Origin of the sequence: Streptomyces phaeolivaceus, assembly GCF_009184865.1 — a bacterium.
GTDB classification, from domain to species: Bacteria; Actinomycetota; Actinomycetes; order Streptomycetales; family Streptomycetaceae; genus Streptomyces; species Streptomyces phaeolivaceus.
The window spans coordinates 9533094-9554190 of record NZ_CP045096.1 but is presented as its reverse complement, the minus strand read 5'-3'; the positions used below and the strand labels follow the sequence as shown (position 1 = coordinate 9554190).

At 72.9% G+C, this 21097-nt stretch carries 15 protein-coding genes, 1 pseudogene and 1 riboswitch; of the genes and pseudogenes, 9 read left to right on the top strand and 7 right to left on the bottom strand.

The genetic code is table 11. The annotated features are described in order from the left end of the window. Positions 1-15 precede the first annotated feature (15 nt). A complete protein-coding gene (locus F9278_RS43470; RefSeq protein WP_152173234.1) occupies positions 16-1776 on the top strand; it encodes an ABC transporter ATP-binding protein in 1761 nt (586 codons plus the stop codon). A gap of 62 nt (positions 1777-1838) precedes the next feature. Here F9278_RS43470 and F9278_RS43465 read toward each other — a convergent pair whose 3' ends face one another. After that, the gene (locus tag F9278_RS43465) at positions 1839-3299 is read right to left on the bottom strand and encodes an aldehyde dehydrogenase family protein (RefSeq protein ID WP_152173233.1); all 1461 of its coding nucleotides are present in this window, start codon (positions 3297-3299) and stop codon (positions 1839-1841) included. 185 nt (positions 3300-3484) lie between these two features. Further along, positions 3485-3781: a hypothetical protein gene (locus F9278_RS43460; RefSeq protein WP_152173232.1), complete on the bottom strand. Its 297-nt coding sequence runs from the start codon at positions 3779-3781 to the stop codon at positions 3485-3487. 186 nt (positions 3782-3967) lie between these two features. On the opposite strand from F9278_RS43460, the gene F9278_RS43455 reads away from it, so the two are divergent. The 4 genes from F9278_RS43455 (at position 3968) to F9278_RS43440 (ending at position 6974) form a co-directional block, all read left to right on the top strand. Beyond that, complete coding sequence (locus F9278_RS43455) at positions 3968-4333, top strand: nuclear transport factor 2 family protein (RefSeq protein ID WP_152173231.1); 366 nt, start codon at positions 3968-3970, stop codon at positions 4331-4333. A gap of 28 nt (positions 4334-4361) precedes the next feature. Beyond that, complete coding sequence (locus tag F9278_RS43450) at positions 4362-4577, top strand: hypothetical protein (protein WP_152173230.1); 216 nt, start codon at positions 4362-4364, stop codon at positions 4575-4577. A gap of 37 nt (positions 4578-4614) precedes the next feature. Beyond that, positions 4615-4696, top strand: a riboswitch (ZMP/ZTP riboswitch). Positions 4697-4808: 112 nt separating this feature from the next. Continuing rightward, positions 4809-5639, top strand: coding sequence for a bifunctional 5,10-methylenetetrahydrofolate dehydrogenase/5,10-methenyltetrahydrofolate cyclohydrolase (locus F9278_RS43445; RefSeq protein ID WP_226967388.1), 831 nt, complete (start codon positions 4809-4811; stop codon positions 5637-5639). 108 nt (positions 5640-5747) lie between these two features. Beyond that, entirely contained in the window at positions 5748-6974 is a 1227-nt protein-coding gene (locus F9278_RS43440) for a glycosyltransferase (protein WP_152174500.1), read from the top strand. Positions 6975-7004: 30 nt separating this feature from the next. On the opposite strand, the gene F9278_RS43435 is transcribed toward F9278_RS43440, so the two are convergent. Both F9278_RS43435 and F9278_RS43430 read right to left on the bottom strand, forming a co-directional pair. Next, positions 7005-7688 carry a TetR/AcrR family transcriptional regulator gene (locus F9278_RS43435; protein WP_152173228.1) on the bottom strand — a complete coding sequence of 228 codons (684 nt, stop codon included), beginning with the start codon at positions 7686-7688 and terminating at the stop codon, positions 7005-7007. 129 nt (positions 7689-7817) lie between these two features. After that, positions 7818-9701 carry a cellulase family glycosylhydrolase gene (locus tag F9278_RS43430; RefSeq protein ID WP_152173227.1) on the bottom strand — a complete coding sequence of 628 codons (1884 nt, stop codon included), beginning with the start codon at positions 9699-9701 and terminating at the stop codon, positions 7818-7820. A 301-nt stretch (positions 9702-10002) separates the two neighbouring features. On the opposite strand from F9278_RS43430, the gene F9278_RS43425 reads away from it, so the two are divergent. After that, positions 10003-11166, top strand: a complete 1164-nt coding sequence (locus F9278_RS43425; protein ID WP_152173226.1) for an XdhC family protein — start codon at positions 10003-10005, stop codon at positions 11164-11166. Between the two features lie 21 nt (positions 11167-11187). Here F9278_RS43425 and F9278_RS43420 read toward each other — a convergent pair whose 3' ends face one another. Beyond that, positions 11188-11691: a metallophosphoesterase family protein gene (locus F9278_RS43420; protein ID WP_152173225.1), complete on the bottom strand. Its 504-nt coding sequence runs from the start codon at positions 11689-11691 to the stop codon at positions 11188-11190. Positions 11692-11932: 241 nt separating this feature from the next. Further along, a complete protein-coding gene (locus tag F9278_RS43415) occupies positions 11933-14659 on the bottom strand; it encodes a SpoIIE family protein phosphatase (RefSeq protein WP_226967190.1) in 2727 nt (908 codons plus the stop codon). A 267-nt stretch (positions 14660-14926) separates the two neighbouring features. Here F9278_RS43415 and F9278_RS43410 point away from each other — a divergent pair. Then, a pseudogene (locus F9278_RS43410) lies at positions 14927-16079 on the top strand (class III lanthionine synthetase LanKC N-terminal domain-containing protein); the annotation flags it as partial. Between the two features lie 153 nt (positions 16080-16232). After that, on the top strand, positions 16233-18389 hold the full coding sequence (locus tag F9278_RS43405; RefSeq protein WP_152173223.1) for a SpoIIE family protein phosphatase: 2157 nt from the start codon (positions 16233-16235) through the stop codon (positions 18387-18389). Between the two features lie 205 nt (positions 18390-18594). Here F9278_RS43405 and F9278_RS43400 read toward each other — a convergent pair whose 3' ends face one another. Next, the gene (locus F9278_RS43400) at positions 18595-20022 is read right to left on the bottom strand and encodes a S1 family peptidase (protein ID WP_226967189.1); all 1428 of its coding nucleotides are present in this window, start codon (positions 20020-20022) and stop codon (positions 18595-18597) included. Positions 20023-20753: 731 nt separating this feature from the next. On the opposite strand from F9278_RS43400, the gene F9278_RS43395 reads away from it, so the two are divergent. Then, on the top strand, positions 20754-20969 hold the full coding sequence (locus tag F9278_RS43395; RefSeq protein WP_152173222.1) for a type A2 lantipeptide: 216 nt from the start codon (positions 20754-20756) through the stop codon (positions 20967-20969). The last annotated feature ends 128 nt before the right edge of the window (positions 20970-21097 follow it).

Below are 21097 nucleotides of genomic sequence, written 5' to 3'. Positions count from 1 at the left end.
TCGCCGAGGAGCTTCGTGAGCACCCCTGAGACCACGGCCGAGCGGCAGCCGCCCACCTGGCGGCTGCTGCTCGGCTATGTACGACCCCATCGCTGGGCACTGCTGCTGGGCGCGCTGCTGTCCCTCGTCACCGGAGCCACCGGCCTCGCGCTGCCGCTGGTGGCCCGGGAGCTGATCGACGACCTCTCGCACGACCGGACCATCACCTGGGCGCTGGTCCTGATGTCCGTGCTGGTGGTCACCAACGCGGCCGTGGGCGCGGTGGGTTCGTACGTGCTGCGGCGCACGGCCGAGTCGGTGGTGCTCGGCGCGCGGCGCGCCCTGTCCTCGTATCTGCTGCGGCTGAGGATCACGGCGGTGGACCGCAGCGAACCGGGCGATCTGATGGCCCGGATCACCTCCGACACCACCCTGCTGCGCGAGGTCACCACGGACACCCTGGTGGGCCTCGGCACCGGCGGGCTGACGCTCGTCGCGACGGTGGTGCTGATGGGTCTGGTGGACCCGGTGCTGCTGGCCGTGACGCTGGGGGTGATCGTGGGCGCGGGCCTGGTGTTCGGGGTGATCGTGCCCCGGATCAACCGGGCGAGCAGGGCCGCGCAGGACGCGGTCGGCGCGATGGGCGCCTCGCTGGAGCGGATCCTCGGCGCGCTGCGCACGGTGAAGGCGTCCGGTGCCGAGCACCGCGAGGAGGAGACGATCCACGCGGCGGCCGAGGAGTCGTGGCGGCAGAGCGTGCGGGCCGCCAAGTGGTCGGCGGCGGCCGGGAACACGGCCGGGCTCGCCATGCAGATCGCGTTCATCACCGTGCTGGCGGTGGGCGGCGCCCGGGTCGCGACCGGTGCGATCGACGTGGGCACACTGGTGGCGTTCCTGCTGTACGTGTTCTATCTGATGTCGCCGATACAGCAGGTCGTGGGCGCGATCACCCAGTACCAGACCGGTGCCGCCGCGCTCGCCCGCGTCCAGGAGGCGCTGCGCCTGCCCGCCGAACCGGCGGCGCGTCCGGCCCCGCTGCCGGCCCCGGACGCCGAGCCCGCCGCACTCGCCTTCGACGAGGTCCGCTTCCGGTACGCCGACGATCTGCCGTACGTCCACCACGGGGTGACCTTCGAGGTCCCGGCCCGGGGCATGACGGCGTTCGTGGGCCCGTCGGGCGCGGGCAAGACCACGGTGTTCTCGCTGATCGAACGGTTCTACGACCCCGAGGCGGGCCTGATCACGGTCGACGGCCGGGATGTCGCCGAGTGGGAGCTGTCGCGGCTGCGGTCCGCGATCGGGTACGTCGAGCAGGACGCGCCCGTGCTGTCGGGGACCCTGCGCGACAACCTGCTCCTCGGCAATCCGCGGGCCGACGAGAGCGACGTGACACGGGTGTTGAAGACGACCCGGCTGGACGGTCTGGTCGCGAAGCTGCCGCAGGGGCTGGAGACCCTGGTCGGCCACCGGGGCACCAAGCTGTCCGGCGGTGAGCGGCAGCGGGTGGCCATCGCGCGTGCCCTGCTGCGGCGCCCCCGGCTGCTGCTGCTCGACGAGGCGACCAGTCAGCTGGACGCGGTGAACGAGGCGGCGCTGCGGGACACGGTCGCCGATGTGGCCCGTACGACGACGGTGCTGGTGGTGGCCCACCGGCTGTCGACGGTGACGATGGCCGACCGCATCGTGGTCATGGACGCGGGCCGGGTGCGCGCGGTCGGCACCCATCGTGAACTCGTGGCCGCCGACCCGCTGTACGCGGAGTTGGCGGCCACCCAGTTCCTCGCGACGGCCGGATAGGCCGGAGGCCGGGGCCTCGGCGAGGCCCCGGACGCGTCCGTCGGAATCAGAATCCGTCGGAATCAGAAGGGGAAGTGCGCCTGCTGGCCGGCGATCGTCACCCAGCGGGTGTTGGAGAACGCCTCGATGCCCCAGCGTCCGCCGAAGCGGCCGTAGCCGGAGGCCTTCACACCGCCGAAGGGGGCCATCGGCTCGTCGGCCACGGACTGGTCGTTGACATGCACGATGCCGGTGCGGATCCGGCGGGCGACGGCCAGTCCATGGGTGGCGTTCTCGGTGATGATGCCGCAGCTCAGACCGTTGTCGGTGTCGTTGGCGATCTTCACGGCGATGTCGTCGGCGGCGAACGTCTCCAGGACGCAGAGCGGGCCGAAGGACTCCTGGTAGTAGAGGTCGGCGTCCTCGGTGACGTCGGTGAGCACGGTCGCCGGGTGCACCGCGCCCTCCGGCTGTCCGCCGCCGGTGAGGACCGTGGCGCCCTTGGCGACGGCGTCCCGCACCAGCGCGGCGATCCGCCGGGCGGCGTCGGCGCTGACCAGCGGGCCGACCACGGTGTGCGGGTGGTTCGGGTCGCCGGCCTGGAGGGTGCCGACCTTGGCGGTGAACTTCTGCGCGAACTCCTCGGCCAGCGACTCGTGGACGAGGATCCGGTCGCCGGACATGCAGATCTGCCCGGCGTTCATGAAGACGCTGAAGGTGACGGCGTCGACCGCGTAGTCCAGATCGGCGTCGTCGAGCACGATGACGGAGTTCTTGCCGCCCAACTCCAGCACGGCGGGCTTGAGATGACGGGCCGCGAGCTCACCGATGATGCGGCCGACGCCGGTGGAGCCGGTGAAGTTCACGGCCCGCACCCGGGCGTCGGAGATGAGGGCCTCGGCGATCTCGGCGGCGTCCTCGGGCGCGTTGGTGACCACGTTGAGCACGCCGTCGGGCAGCCCCGCCTCCCGGAACACGTCCGCGACCAGCAGCCCGCAGGCGATCGGCGCGTCCTCGCTGGGCTTGACGACGACGGTGTTCCCGGCGGCCAGCGGTGCCGCCACGGCCCGTACGCCGAGGATGACCGGCGCGTTCCACGGCGCGAACGCGGCCACCACGCCCAGCGGTTCACGCACCGCCAGGCTGAGGGCGCCCTCCTTCTGGGTGCCGAGGACCTCACCGCGCGGCGCGGTGATCGCGGCTGCCGCCTCGCGCAGGATGTTCGCCGCGAGCGCCACGTTGAAGTACGCCCACGGGCGGGTGCCGCCCGCCTCCCGGGCCATGATGTCGGCGACCTGGTCGCCCCGGCCCTCCAGCAGCTCGGCGGCCTTGAAGAAGATCGCCCGCCGGGCGAAGGGGCTGAGCGCGGCCCACTCCTCGAAGGCGGCGTCGGCGGCGTCCACCGCCCGCCGGACGTCCTCGGGACCGGCCGCCGCGACCGTCGCGTACACCTCCCCGGTGAACGGGTCGAGGTCCTCGGCGGTGCGGCCGGACGTGGCGGGCACATCCTTGCCACCGATCAGAAGGTCACGGATTATGGCCATGGTGCGACTTCCTCGGATACATATCGACGACGGTACGTGATCGAGCTTGATCGCTCAGCTGCGTTCGTCCTGCGAAATTCGCTTCACGTTACCCTTCCGTGATGTTCTGCCCGGACCCGGGGAAAGTCAAGAGCCCCGCCGCGCTGTCCGCGCGGCGGGGCTCTCGTCGGATTCGACCGGTTTCGCTACTGGACGGCGCCCACCAGGCCGAGGGCGGGCGCGGCCAGGTCGGTGACCTGGTGCAGCTCGTTCAGCCGGTTCAGCTCATGGACGTGGTTGAGGCTCTTGAGCTGCTCCGAGGGGCGCGGCAGGGCCGCCCTGTGCTCCTCGGGGAGGTCGCTGACCGCGAGCGAGTCCAGCGTGGTCATCGGGTTGAGCCCGGTCGCTTCCGCCGTGGCGTCCGCGTTCGCCATCGGTGCGGCCAGTCCCGTGACACCGATGGCGAGACCCACGGCGGCGACGATGCGTCGAGTTGAGATCATGCCCTCAGCAACGCTCCCCGGCCCCGGACGGTCACGGCCGCTCACCCGTGAGGCGCACGCCGCCCGCCGTACCGCACGCCCCGGCCGCGCTTGCCGAGCCCGGCCCGGCGGAGGAGGCTCGAGAAGGAGAGGCCGTTCGCGGCCCGCTGCCCGCTGCCGGGCCACGGCCTTCGAAGGAGGTCATCCATGGGAACCTCGACGAGCCCCGCCTTCGATGTCGAAGCGCTGCGCCGGGGCACGGAGGAAGCGAACGCGGCGACCCTGTTGTCGCTCTACGCGGACGACGCCGAACTGCGCGTCGTGGACCGCGACACCCAGCCCAGCCACCCCAAGGTCCTGCACGGCCGGTCCGAGATCGCCGCGATGTTCGACGACGTGTTCAGCCGCGACCTGACCCACAAGGTCGAGCAGTGCGTCGTCCAGGGCGATCAGGTCGCCTTCACCGAGTCCTGTCTCTACCCCGACGGGGTACGGGTGCTGGCCAGCTCGATGATCTCCCTGCGCGACGGAAAGATCGTCGACCACACCATGATCCAGGCCTGGGACGAGTAGCCGACCGGGACGAACGGAAGGACCTCCGATGCGGATCAGGGTCACCTCTCGGCTGAACTGGACCTTCTCGGCCAGGCTCTCGCTGGGGCACGCCGGACCGCCGCGCCGTCCCCGCCCGCTCACGGCGATGGGCCGACGGCTGTCCACGGCCCTGGTCCGCTCGGCGATGCGCGCGACGCTCCCCCGCCGGCTGCCGCCCACGGCGACCGCGCGGCGGGCGGCCCACCTCCGCCATCACCGGTAGGCGGGTGTCCCGCCCTCGGAGGCGCGGGCTACCGTGGGCGGTGGGTCGTGACTGGCGCTGAGGTGGAGTACCACCGGGGAGCGGCCCGTCGTGATCCGCCGCGCGCCTGGGCGACCGTCGACCTCCGACCACGACGCCCAGGAGCGGCTCATGACCCAGGCACACCAGCTCTCCCCGTCCTCACCCGCATCGTCCGCCTCGTCCGCCTCGCCGACCGGGCGGGCCCGGCTCATGGACGGGACCGGGCTCGCGCGGCGGATCCTCGCGGAGACCGCGCTGCGGGCGGCGGCGCTCACCGCGCGCACGGGTACCGCCCCGTGCCTGGCGACCGTGCTGGTCGGCGCGGACCCGGCGTCCGTCACCTATGTGCGGATGAAGCGGAACCGCTGCCGCGAGGCCGGTATCGCGTCGCGGCAGGTCGAGCTGCCGGCCGGGACGACCACCGCCGAACTGGTCCGCACCCTCACCGAGTTGTCCGACGATCCCGGCGTGCACGGCATCCTGCTGCAGCACCCGATGGGCGAACACATCGACGAGCGGGCCGCGTTCGAGGCGATCGTGCCGGAGAAGGACGTCGACGGGGTGACCCTCGGCTCCTATTCGGCCATGAGCTTCGGGCTGCCCGGGTTCCAGTCCTGCACACCGGGCGGCATCATGCGGCTGCTCGACGCGTACGACGTGGACCCGGCCGGGCGGCGGGCCGTGGTCGTGGGCCGCAGCGCGATCCTCGGCAAGCCGGTGGGCATGCTGCTGCTGGGCCGGGACGCCACGGTGACGTACTGCCACTCCCGGACGAGGGACCTCTCTGCGGAGGTGCGGAGGGCCGACATCGTGGTGGCGGCCGTGGGGCGGCCCGAGTTGATCCGGGGCGAGGACATCAAGCCGGGGGCCGTGGTCGTCGACGCCGGGTACAACCCGGGCAACGTCGGCGACGTCCACTTCGACTCCGCCGTCGAACGGGCCGGACTGATCACCCCGGTACCGGGTGGGGTCGGCCCGATGACGATCGCCACGCTGCTGGAGCAGACGGTGACCGGGGCGGAGCGCCGGTCGGAGCGGTGAGCGGCCCCACCGGGCAAGGGGGCAGGGGCCTTTTCGGGTCATCGCGGTCCGGTCCCCCTGTCTCGCCCCGCCCGCGCCGCCATACTGTCGGGCGTGCGTGTAGCGATCATGACGGCGGGCTCCCGGGGTGACGTGGCCCCGTTCACCGGGCTGGGCCACGGGCTGGCGCGGGCCGGGCACGAGGTCACGCTGGTGACGCATGCCCGGTTCGAGCCGCTCGTGGCGGGCTCGGGAGTCGCCTTCCACTCCATGCCGGTGGATCCGCGGGAGGAGTTGGAGTCGGAGCGCGGGCAGGGGCTGCACCGCAGTTCCACCGGGGCCGGGAAGCTGTACCGGGCGGTGGAGATGGCCCGGAGTCTGGTGGGCCGGATGGCCGGCGATCTGGTGGCCGCCGCCCGCGCCAGTGACGTCCTGCTGCTGGCGGGCACCCTGGCGCCGCTCGGACACACCATCGGCCAGGGACTGTCGACCCCGACCATGGGGGTGAACCTCCAACCCCTGGCGCCCACAAGGGAGTTCGCGCCGCCGATGACCGGGGTCCGCTCCTGGGGCGCCGTCGGCAACCGGGCGGCCGGGCACGCGGTGAACGCGGCCGTCGAGTGGATCTTCACCGAGGAGGTGCGCAGGCTGCGGGCCGAGTACGGCCTTCCGCGCACCGGCCGGGTGGCCGCCCGGCGCGCCCGGGAGCGGCTGGGCTGGCCGGTGTTCCACGGCTTCAGCCCCCGGGTGGTCGCCCGCCCCGGCGACTGGCGGGCCGGGCTGGACGTCACCGGCTACTGGTGGCCGTACGACCGCGAGGACCAACTGCCCGGCCCGCTGCTGGACTTCCTCGACGCCGGGCCGCCCCCGGTCTTCGTGGGGCTGGGCAGCGCGACCGTGCCCGATGCCGAACGGATGAGCGACGAGGTCGTACGGGCCCTGCGGGCGGCCGGGCTGCGCGGGGTGATCCAGCGAGGGTGGGGCGAACTGCGCGGCGAGGGCGAGGACATGTTCACCGTGGGCGAGGTTGCGCACTCCCTCCTCTTCCCCCGTACGGCGGCCGTCGTCCACCACGCGGGCGCGGGCACCACGGCGGCCGGACTGCGCGCCGGTGTCCCTGCCGTGCCGCTCCCCGTCCAGTTCGACGAGGCGTTCTGGGCCGCCCGTCTGGTCGCCCTCGGTGTGTCACCGGGAGCCGTCCCGCTGCGCGGGTTCACCGCCACCGCCCTGACGGCCGCGCTGCGGCGGGCGACCGGCGACCCGTCGTACGCCCGCCGCGCCCGGACCGTGGCCGATGAACTGCGCGCGGAGGACGGGGTCGCCCCGGTCCTGGCGGCGGTGAACCGGCTGGGGTGAGAGGAGTGAGCCGGCCGGTGTGTGGCGTCCTCAGGAAGCCGGCTCACCGCCCCGGGCGCCCTCCGGTCTCCACCCGTCCGGTCGCAGTACCCCCAGCAACAGGCGGACCAGTTCGTCGACCACCTCGTCGAGGGGGGCGTCGACCCAGCCGGCCTGCCAGTCGTGGAGGAGGCCGTTGACGCTGCCGATGAAGGCGGTGGCGGCGATGCGGTAGTCGCGGTGGACGGCCTCGCCGCGCTCGGCGGCGGCGGTCGCCTCGGCGCAGATGAAGTCGATCCAGCGGGAGCGGCGTTCGAGGCGCTGGCGCTCCAGTCGGGGGCTGACGCCGATGATCTCGGTGAAGGTGATGCGCAGTCGGCGCGGGTCGCCGGTGACGTTCGCGGCGTAGGCGCGGAACGCGGCGGTGGCGCGCTCGGCGACGGGCCGTCCGTCCATCGTGGCGAGGCCGGTGAGCGCGGCCTCCTCCGCCCAGTCGTTGACCTGGAGGTGGAGTGCGGCCAGCACGTCTTCGAGGCTGCTGAACTCCTCGTAGAACTGGCGGGTCGACAGTCCGGCGGCCTCGCTGAGCCCCGCGATGGTGGTCGCCCGGAACCCCGGGCTGTCGCCGAAGAGCTGGAGGCCCGCGTCGAAGAAACGGCCGCGGCGCTCGGCCCGGCGCTCGGCCGCGGACCTGCCCCCGTATCGGCCGGTGGGCTGTTTGAGCCTGCCCGCCACGCTGTTCCTCCCGACAGAACGTCACTTGTGCGACGGCCGGGTCCGGCCGCCGCACAAGTCTGTCGTGTCCCGATTCCTCTGGTGAAGTCAGGCCATCCTTACTTTTCGCGAACGGGTGTCGGTCGTCGTTCAGCCGAACTTCGAGGCCAGCCAGCCCGACAGCTCGGTCCGTGCCGCGCTCAGCTGTGCGGCGGTCGGGGCGGTCGCGCCGTTGGTGACCAGGGCGTAGTGGAGCTTGCCCGTGTCGGCGGCGGTGAGCAGGAGACGGCGGCTGCCGGTGCCGCCCGGTTCCTTGGCGGCGGCGATCGGCGTGGACGTGGTGTACGCGGGCGGCGCGGCCGTCACCCCGAGATCGGACACCACGGTGGTGGACGCGGTGGGGAACGACGCCGGGAGGTGCAGCTCGGTCGGTTCGGTACTGCCGTCCGAGCGCCAGACCAGCAGGGAGTACTGGCCGGAGCCGACGAGCGAGGAGACGTTCGGCAGGGAACCGGGCACCGGGTTCCACGTCAGGGTCGTGGAGCCGTCGCGCGAACGGTCCTCGTAGGTGAAGGCGACCGTGCTGCCCGCCGTGGCGCTCGGGTAGATCCGGTCCAGCATCCGGGCGTCCTGGCGGAGCACGGCCGTACCGGAGTCGTCGAGACCGACGGCCGACAGATCCTCGTCGTTCCAGGCGTCGCCCTCGACCTGCGCCTTGTCGGGGTTGTCGTTCATCAGCTCGTGGTGGCGGCCGTTGTAGATGTCCCACTGCCACTGGGAACCGGAGAGGACCGGACCGGAGGAGGCCGGGTTCGCCCACCAGTTCGCGCCCTTCACCCGGGAGTCGAGCGCCTGGTACATGGCCTTGTAGACCGTGGGCGCCTTGTCGGAGACCGAGCCGATGAGCGGGTGTCCGAACTCGCTGATGATCGCGGTGGTGCCACCGGCGGCGGCCCGGTCGCGCACGGTCCCGAAGTCCGTCACGTACTGGCCGTCCTCCGCCTTGCCCCACATGAAGACGCCGGAGATCGCCTTCTGGTCGTAGAAGTGGGTGTTGAAGACGAAGCGCGGTCCGATCGTGCCCGCGTCGAGGAGTCCGCCCTCCTGCCGCTGGAAGTCGAGGTTGGCGTTCCAGAAGACGTTCGGCTCGACGAACGCGGGCTTGGACTGCCAGCCCGCCGCGTCCATCCGGGCACGGACCTTGACGAAGAACGGCCACAGGACGTCCTTCTCCCACGTCCTGCTGGTCTGCCCCGAGTCGAGGATCCCGGGATGCGGCTCGTTCCACGGGTCGAAGCCGACGACGCCCTGGAACTGGGCGGCCGTGAGGTTCGCCCTCATGTACGCCATCGTCTTCTGCGCGGTGTCCAGGAAGGAGTCCTGGACGCCCCGGGTGTTGTGCCAGAAGTCGTATGTCGCCTCCGTCACCGCCGCGTTGGAGGTGATGTTCTGGCCCCAGAACGGGCAGATCCCGCAGTACTCGTCGGGGTAGTCGCCGAGGTCGACGGCCCATTTGGGGGCGCCGTCGCCGGTGTACCAGCTGTCGGAGTCGAACAGCCAGCGGGAGTACAGGTCCTGGTGGAAGTCGGGGTAGATCCTGATCCCGGCGTCCAGGAACGCGCCCATCTGCGCGGTGGCCGCCGCGAGATAGGAGCTGCTGACCTGCCCGCGCACCGGTTCCGCGTACGCCCAGGACAGCAGGAAGCGGACGGAGTTGCCGCCGCCGAGTGCCCTCAGCGCGGTCGCCGACTTCTTCGCGTCGGCGACCGAGGCGAAGGGCAGACCGTTGTTCTCCTTGAGTTTCGTCTCACCCGAGACGTTGTAGCCGCGCAGGACGACCTCGCGGCCGAGGCCGTCCTTGAACGTTCCGCCGTCGACCGTGAGGGTCGCGGCGGCCCGGGCGTCGAACCAGAGTTCGTCAGTGAGAGCGGAGGCGGGCTGGGTGGGGCCCGCCGTGGTCAGGAAGCCGGTGACGAGGATCAGGACACCGAGCAGACGAGTGCGCAATCTTGACATGTCCGCCACATTCGACATGCGCACTACCGTCCCAATGGGCAGGCGGGCCGTCAATAGCAACTGACGCACGAGTAAGTACCCGTTTTCGCAAGACAGTTCACCTGTCACGGCTGATTCTTTGCCCTGGGCACCCCCGGGCGACCTTGCGAGGCCTTGTGCGCCCGCGCGGAGACCCGGTGACGGGGCCCCGCGCGATCACCGGTCGGGCTCAGCAGGTTCTCCGTGCGGTCGAGGGGGTCGAGGTCGGCGGGCGGCGGGGGCGAGGGAACTGTTGGACGCTGGGAGCACGGGGGGACGGATGTGAGAGGAGGTGCGGCCCGTGCGGGAGATTCTTTCGGTGGTGGGGGCGTGGTACGCGGCAGGCGCCCCCTTCGGCCTGGCCACCGTCGTCGCGGTCAGCGGGAGCGCACCGCGCGGACCGGGCGCGGCCATGGCCGTGGGCCCCGGCGACGAGGTCGTGGGGAGTGTGTCCGGCGGCTGCGTGGAAGGCGCGGTGTTCGACCTGGCCCAGGAGGTCGTCACCTCCGGTGAGGCACGGCTGCACACCTTCGGCTACAGCGACGAGGACGCGTTCGCGGTGGGGCTGACCTGCGGCGGGGAGATCACGCTCCTGGTGCGGCGGGTGTCGGCGGCCGAGGACCCCACGTTCGGGCGGGTCGTGGAGTCGGTGGCCGCCGGCCACCCGGTGACGACGGCGACCGTGATCGACGGCCCGGCCCCGCGCGGCGCCACCCTCGCCGTACGGCCGGACACGGCCACCTGCGCGCCCACCACCCCTCCCGGCGCCCCCACCGCCGCCGCCCCCGGCATTCTCGGCACCCTCGGCTCACCGGGGCTGGACGCCGCGGTCGCCGCCGACGCGCGCGGGGAGTTGGCGCAGGGGGCCACCGGGCTGCGGCACTACGGCCCGGACGGCGAGCGGCGCGAGGACTCGGTCGCCGTCTTCCTGCACTCCTACGCGCCCCCGCCCCGCATGCTGGTGTTCGGCGCGATCGACTACGCGGCGGCGGTGGCCCGGATCGGTGACTTCCTCGGATACCGGGTCACGGTGTGTGACGCCCGCCCGGTCTTCGCCACCCCGAAACGCTTCCCGGCCGCCGTCGAGGTCGTCGTCGACTGGCCGCACCGCCATCTGCGCGACACCGCCACCGACGACCGTACGGTGATCTGTGTCCTCACCCACGACCCCAAGTTCGACGTGCCGCTCCTGGTGGAGGCGCTGCGCCGCCCGGCCGCGTACATCGGGGCGATGGGCAGCCGCCGTACGCACGACGAGCGGATGCGGCAGCTGCGGGAGGCCGGGCTCGGCGCGGCCGAACTGTCCCGGCTGCGCTCGCCCGTCGGCCTGGACCTCGGCGCCCGTACGCCGGAGGAGGTGGCCGTCTCCGTCGCGGCGGAGATCGTCGCGCTGCGGTGGGGCGGCAGCGGGATGCCGCTGACGGCGACGACCGGGGTGATCCATCCGCCGCACCCGAGTGGTTGAGGGCGGCGGCGGGCGCCCGGTTCAGGTCCGGGGCGGGAGTCGGTGCAGTTCCACGTCCGTCAGCTCGCCGTCCGTGACCGCCGCCGTCATGTAGGTGCAGTGGGGCTGGCGGCGGCGGTCCGTCGGGGAGCCGGGGTTGAGCAGGCGCAGGCCGGTGGACGCGGTCGTGTCCCAGGGGATGTGGCTGTGACCGAAGACCAGGACGTCGGTGTCGGGGAAGCGGGCGGCGCAGCGGGGCTCGCGGCCCTGGGCGCCGCCGGTCTCGTGGACGACGGCGAGCCGTAGCCCGGCCAGGTCGGCGCGGGCCACCTCGGGGAGGCGGGCGCGCAGGCCGGGGCCGTCGTTGTTGCCGTACACGGCGACCAGCCGGCGGGAACGGGCTTCGAGGAGGTCGAGGGTGGCCTCGTCGACCCAGTCACCGGCGTGGACGACCACGTCGGCGCGCGGGAGTTCGGCGAGGAGCGGCTCGGGCAGCGCCTTCGCGCGCTTGGGCAGATGGGTGTCGGACATCAGCAGCAGACGCACCCGGCCAGCTTGTCACTCGCCCCAGGGCCTGTCGTCACATTCCCGTCGTCGCCCGAAGGGCGGCCCCGCGCCGTCGTGGGGGTACCTCCCGGTCGAGCGAAGCCGAGACCGGGGGAGCGTGCTCTCGGCGTGCCGGGCGGAAGCCCTCGTACTGGATGTACTTGGGCTTTCGCCCGGTGCGGCGAGAGCACGTGCCGGGCGTCGCGGGGCAGACGGGAATGTGACGACAGGCCCTGGGCCGTCACTCGATGGGGATCTCCGCCCACACCTGTTTGCCGCCGCTGACCGGGACCGTGCCCCAGGCCGAGGACATGGCCTCGACGAGGAGGATGCCGCGCCCGCCCGTGGCCTCCCAGCCGATGATGGTGGGTTTCATGGGGGTGCGGGGCGAGGAGTCGGCGACCGCGACACGGAGGCGGTCGGCCAGGAGGGTGAGGTCGAGGCGGACCCGGCCGTCGGTGTGGACGAGGGCGTTGGTGACGAGTTCGGAGACGACCAGGAGCACGGTGTCGGCCGTGGACTCGACGCCCCAGCGGCGCAGCACACGCCGGGTGTGGCGGCGGGCCTGTCCGACGGCCTGGGGGACGCGCCACACGCTCCAGTTCTCGCGCTGGGGGCGCAGGGCCATGCCGTCGTAGCGGATGAGGAGCAGGGCCACGTCGTCGTCGCGGTTGGCGCCGCCCAGCAGGGTGTCGGCGACCACGCCGAGGTGGGCGGGGTCGGCGCCGGACAGTTCGGCGGCGAGGTGGTCGAGGCCGTCCTCCACGTCGACGTCGGCGGACTCGACGAGACCGTCCGTGGTGAGGGCCAGCAGGGTGCCGGGGGCCAGCCGCAGGGGGCTCATCGGGAAGTCGGCCCGCATGACGACGCCGAGCGGGGGTCCGCCCTCCGCCTCGCTGATCTCGGTGGTGCCGTCCGGGTGCCGCACCACGGGTGGGATGTGGCCGGCGCGGACGTACCAGGCGGAGCCCTCCTCCATGTCGATGTCGACATAGCAGCAGGTGGCGAAGAGGTCGGTCTCCATGTCCATGAGGAGCCGGTTGGCGTGCGAGACGACGACGTCCGGGGGGTGCCCCTCGACGGCGTACGCGCGCAGGGCGGTGCGCATCTGGCCCATGAGGGTGGCGGCGCCCGCGTTGTGGCCCTGGACGTCGCCGATGACGAGGGCCACGTGGTTGTCGGGGAGCGGGATGACGTCGTACCAGTCGCCGCCGACCTCCAGACCGGCCGTGGTGGGCAGATAGCGGGCGACGGCGACCGCGCCGGGCAGCTGGGGCAGGCGGCGCGGGAGCAGGGTGCGCTGGAGCATGCCGACGAGTTCGTGCTCGGCGTCGAAGGCGTGGGCGCGCATCAGGGCCTGCCCGGCGAGGCCCGAGGCGGCGGTGAGCAGGGCGCGCTCCTCGGGGCCGAAGTCGTGGGGGTTGTCCCAGCCGATCAGACAGGCCCCGGCCATCCGGCCGCCGGCGGGCAGCGGGAGGACGGCGAGGCCGCCGGGGCCGACGTGGGCGAGGGCCGGTTCCAGATCGGCTCCGGCGGGCCAGATGCCGGCGCGGCCCTCACGGAGCGCGGTGGCGAGGGTCGGCATGGTGCGCACCGGCGCGTCCGGCCACTCGCCGCGCCACTCCGAGCGCCACACCTCGGGCCAGACCTCCGGCTGCGGTGGATCGAGGACGGTGACGACCAGGCGGTCCCCCTCCAGCTCGGCGAGGGCGATCCGGTCGGCCTGGAGGGGCTTGCGCAGGGCGGTCACCACGGCCTGGCTGACGTCGCGCACGGTGCCGGCGGTGGCGAGGGCGGCGGCGAGGCGCTGGATACGGGCCACGTCGCCGCGGCCGGTGCGCAGGGTGGAGGCGTCGGCGACGGTGCCGACGAGCCGGGTGGGGCGGTCCTCGCCGCCGGGCAGCATCCGGCCGCGCAGCCGGAGCCACTTCTGGCCGCCGGAGGGCTGGAGGATGCGGAACTCCAGCTCCCGGTCGCCGATGGACATGTGGTCCGCCTCCACGACGGACATCAGCGCGGGCAGGTCCTCGGGCACGGTCAGCGCGATCAGGGTCTCGACGCGGCCGTCGAAGTCGTCCGGGCCCATGCCGAACAGCTCAAGCAGCTTGTCGTCGACCTCGACCCGTCCGGTGTCCATGGCCAGGTCGAAGGCGGCGCCGGGCCCGGCGGGCGGGGCGGGAGCGGCGCTGGTCACCGCCTCGGCCAGCAGATCCAGACACCGCCGATCCTCCGCGTCGAACGCGTCCACCCCATCACCGACGGCAACCAGACAACCACGCTCACGCAACGGCAACACACCCAGCGAGAACCCCTCGTCCGGGATCCGCCGGACATCCGACGCCGGTGAGGGGGCGGGGCTCGGGGAGGGGGCGGGGCCGGGGGAAGGGCCCGTGTCCGGGGCTGAGGCGGAGTCCTGGGAAGGGTCGGCGTCCCGGGCCGGGCCGGAGTCGTGGGAGTTACCGGCGTCCCGGGCCGGGCCGGAGCCCTGGGCCTCGCCGCCGTCCCGGACAGGGCCGCCGTCCCGCGCGTTCCCGGCGTCCCGCGAAGGAGCCGAGTCCGGGGAAGGGCCGGCGCCCGGGGAGGGGCCCGTGTCCGGGTCCGGGGCGGACCCCAGGGAGGGACCGGCGGTCTCGGAGGGAGGCATGGCTTGGGGCAGGTGGTGCGACGTGGACCAGGTCGGGTGGCCCGTGCGGCAGGTTTCGGCGATGGGGGTGGGGCCCGTGGACGGGTAGCTGTCGCGCAGGCCGTAGAGGCTTCTCGGGACGCCGGCCGAGCCGGCCAGGGAGAGTGCCTCGCCCTCGCCGTCCGGGAGGTAGACCATGACGACGGTCGCGCTCGTGAACACGAGCACCTGTTCGAGGATGGCGTGCAGCCGCTCCTGCGGATCGAGATCGCCTGCGAGCGTCTTGAGCGCGAGTTCGGCACGCAGCGTCCTCGTTCCGCGTTCCGCCGCGCCCTCTCTGACCACGTCCGCAATTACAGCGCTTCCGGCACGCGCGCGCAGCCCCTGGGACCGTTCCGCGAGGCCGGGGCCCCGCTCCCCGCCCGCACCCGCGTTCGAATGCGGCCGAACAGATCTTTACGTATGCGTTCCGCACGGTGGGCGCGTGACAGCCGTGACGGGTTTCTGGTGACAGCCGTGACTGTCCGGCCCTCCGGCGGGCTGGAAGGCTCGTCGTCACCCGGCACAGAGGGCCGGGGCGACGCCGGCACACGGACTCGGGGGACGCGCACGGACAAGCGGTACGAGGCGTACGCGCTCGCCGACAGGCACTTCTACGAGACACCGGACCGCCTCTCGGCCACCACCCCCTCCGCCCCGGCGGCCCCGGCGGCCCCGGCGGCCCCGGCGGCCCCGGCGGCCCCGGCGGCCCCGGGCTACGAGACCGCCCGGCGCCCGGTCCCCGACGGCTGGCGGGCCGCCCGGATCGGTGACTGGCTGACCCTGCCCCCGGTCGACGACGGCGGCCGGCCCCGTCCCGGCCCCACAGGGATGGAAGGTGCACGCCTCCGCCACCCGGGCGAACGCGGACCGGATCGCGGCGCTCGTGTGGGACTACTGCGTGCCCCGGTCGATTCCGTTCAAGTTCGTGCCGGGCCCGCGTCTGCTGCATCTGCGCAACGCCAAGTACGCGTCCCGCGACACCAGCGGCAAGTTCGTCACGATCTACCCGGCCGACGAGGAGGGGCTGCACTTCGTCCTGCGCGAGCTGGGCGCGCTCCTGGACGGCCTCGACGGCCCGTACATCCTCACCGACCTGCGCTGGAACGAGGGCCCCCTCTACGTCCGCTACGGCGCCTTCGCCCGCTCCTTCGTCGTCGACGAGCGCGGCACGCTCGTCCCGGCGGTCCGCGACGGCGAGGGCACGCTCGTGCCGGACCAGCGGAAGCCGACCTTCCATGTCCCCGACTGGGTGCCCCTGCCCGCGTTCCTGGAGCCGCAGCTCGCGGCACGCAACACGACCACGGTCGGCGATCTGCCCTACCGCATCGAGAAGGCGCCGCACTTCTCCAACGGCGGCGGGGTCTACGTCGGCACCGACACCCGCGACGGCCGCCGGGTCGTCCTCAAGGAGGGGCGCCCGCACGCCGGGCTGGCCGCCGACGGGGCCGACGCGGTCACCCGGCTGGAGCGGGAGAGGGCCGCCCTGGAGCGGCTGGCCGGGCTCGGGGTGGTGCCCGAGGTGCGCGACCACTTCACTCTCGGCGACCACCGCTTCCTGGTCATGGACTTCGTCGAGGGCCGCCCGCTCAACTCGTACGTCGCCGAACGGCACCCCCTGCTGGCCACCGATCCCGAGCCGGGCGCGGTCGCCGCGTACACGGCCTGGGCGTTACGCGTCCACCGGGCCGTCGAACAGGCGGTCGAGGCGGCGCCCGCGCGCGGCGCCGCGCATCACCGAGGGGGCATGACGGGGACGAGAGCGGGTACAGCGGTTCGTCCACGGCACGGCGCTCGCCGTGCGCGGGCGGCCCCCGGGGAGGAGCCTTGACCCTGGGGTCCGGCACGCGGTCGTACGAGGTGCGAGGAGGTGGTCGGCATGGCCGGCGCCCACGCGTCCGGAGGACGGACGACCGTCGAGACGGCCCGCGTCGGCCATCCGCTGCTGTCGCTGGCGCTGGCCGCGATGATGGACGACGTCGAGGCCCACTCCGGCGCGGTGTATCTGCTCACGCCCGACGAACCGGTCCTGGAGATGGCGGTCATGGCGGGGCTGCCCCGGTCGTTCGCCGCACCCTGGGAGCGGGTGGGGCTGAGCGCGCCCGTCCCGGTCTCCGAGGCCGTGCGGGGGCGGCGGCTGGTGTGGGTCAGCGGCGAGGAGCAGATGGCCCGCCGCTATCCCCGGATCGCCATGGTGCTGCCCTATCCGTTCGCCCTGGCCGCGCTGCCGGTGGCGACCCGCGACACCACCTACGGTGCCGTCTTCCTGACCTGGCCCGGCTCCCACCCGCCGGAGCTGAGCGAGCGCGAGCGGGACCAGCTGACCTCGGCCTGCGACCGGCTCGCGAAGCGGCTGCGGCGCGCGGAGGAGGAGGGCCGGCCGGTGCTGCCGGAGCCGGACCTGTCGGCGCCGTCCGCGACCATGGTGGCCGGCACGCTCGGCACGGTGGAGGCGGCGCGGATGGTGGCGCGGCTGCCGTACGGGATGTGCGCGCTCGATCTGCACGGGCGGATCACCTTCGCCAACGCGGCCACGGCCGAGCTGCTCGGGATCCCGGTGAGCGCCCTGCTGGGCACCCAGCTGTGGGCGTCGGTGCCGTGGCTCAACGATCCCGCGTACGAGGACCGGTACCGGGCGGCGCTGATGAGCCAGCACGTGACGTCGTTCGTGGCGCTGCGACCGCCGAGCGACTGGCTGTCGTTCCGGCTGTACCCGGGGACGAACGGGCTGAGCGTACGGATCTCCCGGGCCCGCGCGGTCGCCGAGGCCGAGCACGCGGCACGCCTGGAGGGCGAGGGGCCGGGCCGGCTGGTGACGATCAACCATGTGCTGGCGCTGGCGAGCGCGCTCACCGAGGCGGTCGGGGTGCAGGACGTGGTGGAGCTGGTCGCCGACGAGATCGCCCCGGCCATCGGCAGCCAGGCCCTCGTGATGTTCGGCTCGCGCGGCGGGCGGCTGCATGTCCTCGGGCACCGCGGCTACACCGATCCGCATCTCGTGGAACGCTTCGACGGGATGCCGCTCTCCGCGCCGATGCCGGGGGCGCACGCCCTGACCACCGGGGTGCCCGCGTTCTTCGAGTCCCGGCAGCAGCTGGAGCACCTCTATCCGATGCGGCAGGACACACCGGACGGGCTGGGCGCCTGGGCGTATCTCCCGCTGATCGCTTCGGGGCGGCCGGTGGGCACCTGGGTGCTCGGGTACGCGGACCCGCATCCGTTCCCGGCGGACGAGCGCGCGGTGCTGACCAGCCTGAGCGGTCTGATCGCCCAGGCGCTGGAGCGGGCGCTGCTGTACGACGCCAAGCACCGGCTCGCGCACGGGCTGCAGCAGGCGCTGCTGCCGCACTCGCTGCCGTCGATCCCCGGGATCGAGGCGGCCTCCCGCTATCTGCCCGCGACTCGGGGCATGGACATCGGCGGTGACTTCTTCGACCTGGTCCTCTCGCACGGGCGGGCCTCCGCCGTGATCGGTGACGTGCAGGGGCACAACGTGACGGCGGCGGGGTTGATGGGGCAGATCCGTACGGCGGTCCGCGCGTACACGACGGTCGGGCAGCCGCCGGAGGAGGTGATGAGCAGCACCAACCGGCTGCTGATCGATCTGGGGTCGGAGCTGTTCGCCAGCTGTCTGTATCTGCGGCTCGACCCGGAGCACGGGACGGCCGTGATGGCGCGGGCGGGGCATCCGCCGCCGTTGCTGCGCCGGCCGGACGGGAAGGTGCGGGTGCTCGATCTCGCGGGTGGGCCACTGCTCGGCATCGACGCGGCGGCGACGTATCCGACGACCGAGGTGGCGCTGGCGGAGGGGTCCGTGCTGGTGCTGTACACCGACGGGCTGATCGAGAAGCCGGGCGTCGACATCGAGGACGCGCTGGCGGATCTCGGGGACCGGCTGTCGACGGCGGCGACGGGTGAGCGGTCGCTGGACGCGCTGGCCGACAGTCTGGTGCGGGAGATCGAGGCGGCGGAGGAGCGGGCGGACGACGTGGCGTTGCTGTTGCTGCGGGCGACGGGCACTTCCCCGCGCCCCTGAAAGAACGAGGCTCCGCCCCTTTTTCGGAGTTGCGGAGCGGCGCCCGCGACGCGAAGCGGTCCGACCCTCCCGCCGGAGGGCCGGACCGTTCCACCTGTCGGCCGGAACCGCTGAGGTGGGGCCGACAGGTGGGCCGTGAGGCGACGGCCGGGGTTCAGTGGCCGCTGATCCCTGGGCCGTCGTCCACGTTCTCGGTGGCGTTCGCCTACTGCTCGACGCCCTGCTCGTCGACACCCTGGTCGCCGATGCCCTGCTCCTGCTCCTGGCCCGCGGCGTCACCGGCACCGGCGACGGCACCCGCGTCGCCCTCCTCGCCGGCTCCGGCGGCAGCGGCGCCCTCTTCCTCGCCCGCGCCCGCCGCGGCGGCCTCTTCCTCACCGGCACCGGCCACGGCACCGCCGTCGGCCTCCTCGCCGGCTCCGGCGGCGGCGCCACCGTCGGCCTCTTCACCCGCACCGGCGGCGGCACCGCCGGCGGCCTCTTCACCGGCGCCCGCGCCGGCGTCGCCGAGGGTCGCGCCGACCGCCGCGAGGGCGGTGGTGACCGGCTGGAAGAAGGTCTCGCCGCCGACCGTGCAGTCGCCGCTGCCGCCGGAGGTCAGACCGATGGCCTGGCCGTCCTCGGTGAACAGCGAGCCGCCGCTGTCGCCGGGCTCGGCGCAGACGTTGGTCTGGATGAGGCCGGTGACCGTGCCCTCGGGGTAGTTCACCGTGGCTTCGAGGCCGGTGACCTGACCGTCGGCGAGACCGGTGGTGCTGCCCATGCGGAAGACCTGGAGGCCGACCGCGGCCTCGCCGGCCGCGTTGATGTCGACCGTCTGGCCGTTGCCGAGGTCGACCGTGCTGGCCGCCTGGGTCGCCGGGTCGTTGTAGTTGACCAGGGCGAAGTCACCGGCGCCGGGGAACGTGGCGGTGGCCGCGTCGACGGTGGCGATCGGCGCGCCGCCCTCCTCCTCGGACCACTCGGCCTCGGCGACACCGCAGTGACCGGCGGTCAGGAAGGCCGGGGCGCCCTCGGCGTTGACGACGTTGAAGCCGGCCGAGCAGCGCGCGCCGCCGCCGAAGATGGCGTCGCCGCCCTCCAGGAACGTCTTGAACGTGCCGGCGGACTTCTTGATGGTCGCCATGCCCGAGCCGAGCGACTTGACGGCCGTCTCGATGGTGTCCCAGTTCTCGCCCGTGACCGTGGAGTCGGCGGTGACCTGGAGCTGGTTCGTGCGGGGGTCGATCGCCCAGGCCGTGCCGGGGACGCTGGCCTGCTCCTTCAGCGTGGCCGCGCCCTCCTGGAGCTCGGACCAGCTGTTGTCGACCTCACGGACCTCCGCACCGGCCGACTGGGCCTGGATGATCACGTTGTTGTCGTCGCCGTCGATCTCGAGGCCGTCGATGACGTTGATGACGAGCTGCTGCTCGCCCGAGTCGTAGTACGCGCCTGCGAACGCGTCACCGAGCAACTCCTGGAGCTGGGAGGCGAGGTCCGAGGCGTCACTCGCCGCGAGCGTCTTCGGGGCCGCGTCCTTCGACTCCGTCTGCGACGCCATCGCGTTCGGCAGGATGAGGGCCGCCGCACCGATCGCCGCCACGCCGCCTGCGGCTATGAACGCCTTACGCTTGGTGGCTCGTTTGTGACTCAACTCTTGACCTCCTGGGGACGGGGTCCGTACCGCCGTCCGGCGGATGAACTGGGGGCGCCTGGTTGCCAGTTGGTACGGATGGTTCCGGTGGGGTGTTCAACGCTCCGCAAAAAGATTTCGATCTTCCATTTCGCAAAGCGCGCTACGCCCGTCGTTCGCCCGCCATTTCACGACTTCCCGCCCGCGCGCCCCTGCGGGCTCCCTGTGGGCTCCCTGTGGGCCCTCTGTGGGCGCCACCGGCCCGCACCCCGCCGGGCACGGTCCGCGACCGCCCGACAGCGGTCCGTTCATGCCGGTGATCGGGAAACCGGCTTCAGGGAATCTCCACACCGCATGCTCAGCGGAGTCACGGCCGGTGGCAGTTCTGCACAGGCCCGCATCGTGTGCCGTGCCTTTGAGGCAGGACTGTCCAGTTCGTTTTCCGGCTGGCAATGAAGGGCGTATGACGATGCCGCGATCCGTGTGAAGAAGCTGGACCCAAGCCGTGCGCACTCCTGCACCAATGAACCGTCTTGGTCACCAACTGCGCTGGTGAGAGGCCATGTTGATTGGATGTGCGCGGCGGCGATCTGCTTATATCCATCGCACCGCGGGGGCCGCCGAGCTCTCGGAGTCGGGGGCAGCCAGCTCTCCGGATCGAGAAGTGGGTACCCACGTGCGCGGCCGTCGTTCTGTCCCCAGAAGGGGGCCGCTCCCCCCTTATGAATAGCTATGCGAAGGGAAGTTCCATCATGAACTCCACCCCCCAGGTTGAGACCGCCGAGATCTCGGACGCCGCCCTCGACGCCGTCTCCGGCGGCCTCTCGGTCAACGCCGTCGGCACCGTCACCGGCCTGGTGGACGGCCTCGCCCCGGTCGCCGGTCTGGTCAACACGGTCGTCGGCACGGTCGAGGGTGTCACCGGCCTGCACACCGCCCCGGTCACCGGCCTGGTCACCGGTCTCTGATCGAGCCCCAGCGCCGCTGAGTCCCGGAACCACCTGACAGGTTCCGGGACTCTCGGGGTGCCCGAAAGTCCTGGGCGCCCTCGTCGTCCCGTGTTCTGTCGTCTCCTGTCGCGCAGGTGAGGGAAGTC

Bases quoted from the DNA above. Each gene is read 5' to 3' on its own strand.
- F9278_RS43465 (WP_152173233.1), bottom strand. From the start codon at position 3,299: ATGGCCATAATCCGTGACCTTCTGATCGGTGGCAAGGATGTGCCCGCC.
- F9278_RS43460 (WP_152173232.1), bottom strand. From the start codon at position 3,781: ATGATCTCAACTCGACGCATCGTCGCCGCCGTGGGTCTCGCCATCGGT.
- F9278_RS43455 (WP_152173231.1), top strand. From the start codon at position 3,968: ATGGGAACCTCGACGAGCCCCGCCTTCGATGTCGAAGCGCTGCGCCGG.
- F9278_RS43450 (WP_152173230.1), top strand. From the start codon at position 4,362: ATGCGGATCAGGGTCACCTCTCGGCTGAACTGGACCTTCTCGGCCAGG.
- F9278_RS43445 (WP_226967388.1), top strand. From the start codon at position 4,809: ATGGACGGGACCGGGCTCGCGCGGCGGATCCTCGCGGAGACCGCGCTG.
- F9278_RS43440 (WP_152174500.1), top strand. From the start codon at position 5,748: ATGACGGCGGGCTCCCGGGGTGACGTGGCCCCGTTCACCGGGCTGGGC.
- F9278_RS43430 (WP_152173227.1), bottom strand. From the start codon at position 9,701: ATGTCGAATGTGGCGGACATGTCAAGATTGCGCACTCGTCTGCTCGGT.
- F9278_RS43405 (WP_152173223.1), top strand. From the start codon at position 16,233: ATGGCCGGCGCCCACGCGTCCGGAGGACGGACGACCGTCGAGACGGCC.
- F9278_RS43395 (WP_152173222.1), top strand. From the start codon at position 20,754: ATGAACTCCACCCCCCAGGTTGAGACCGCCGAGATCTCGGACGCCGCC.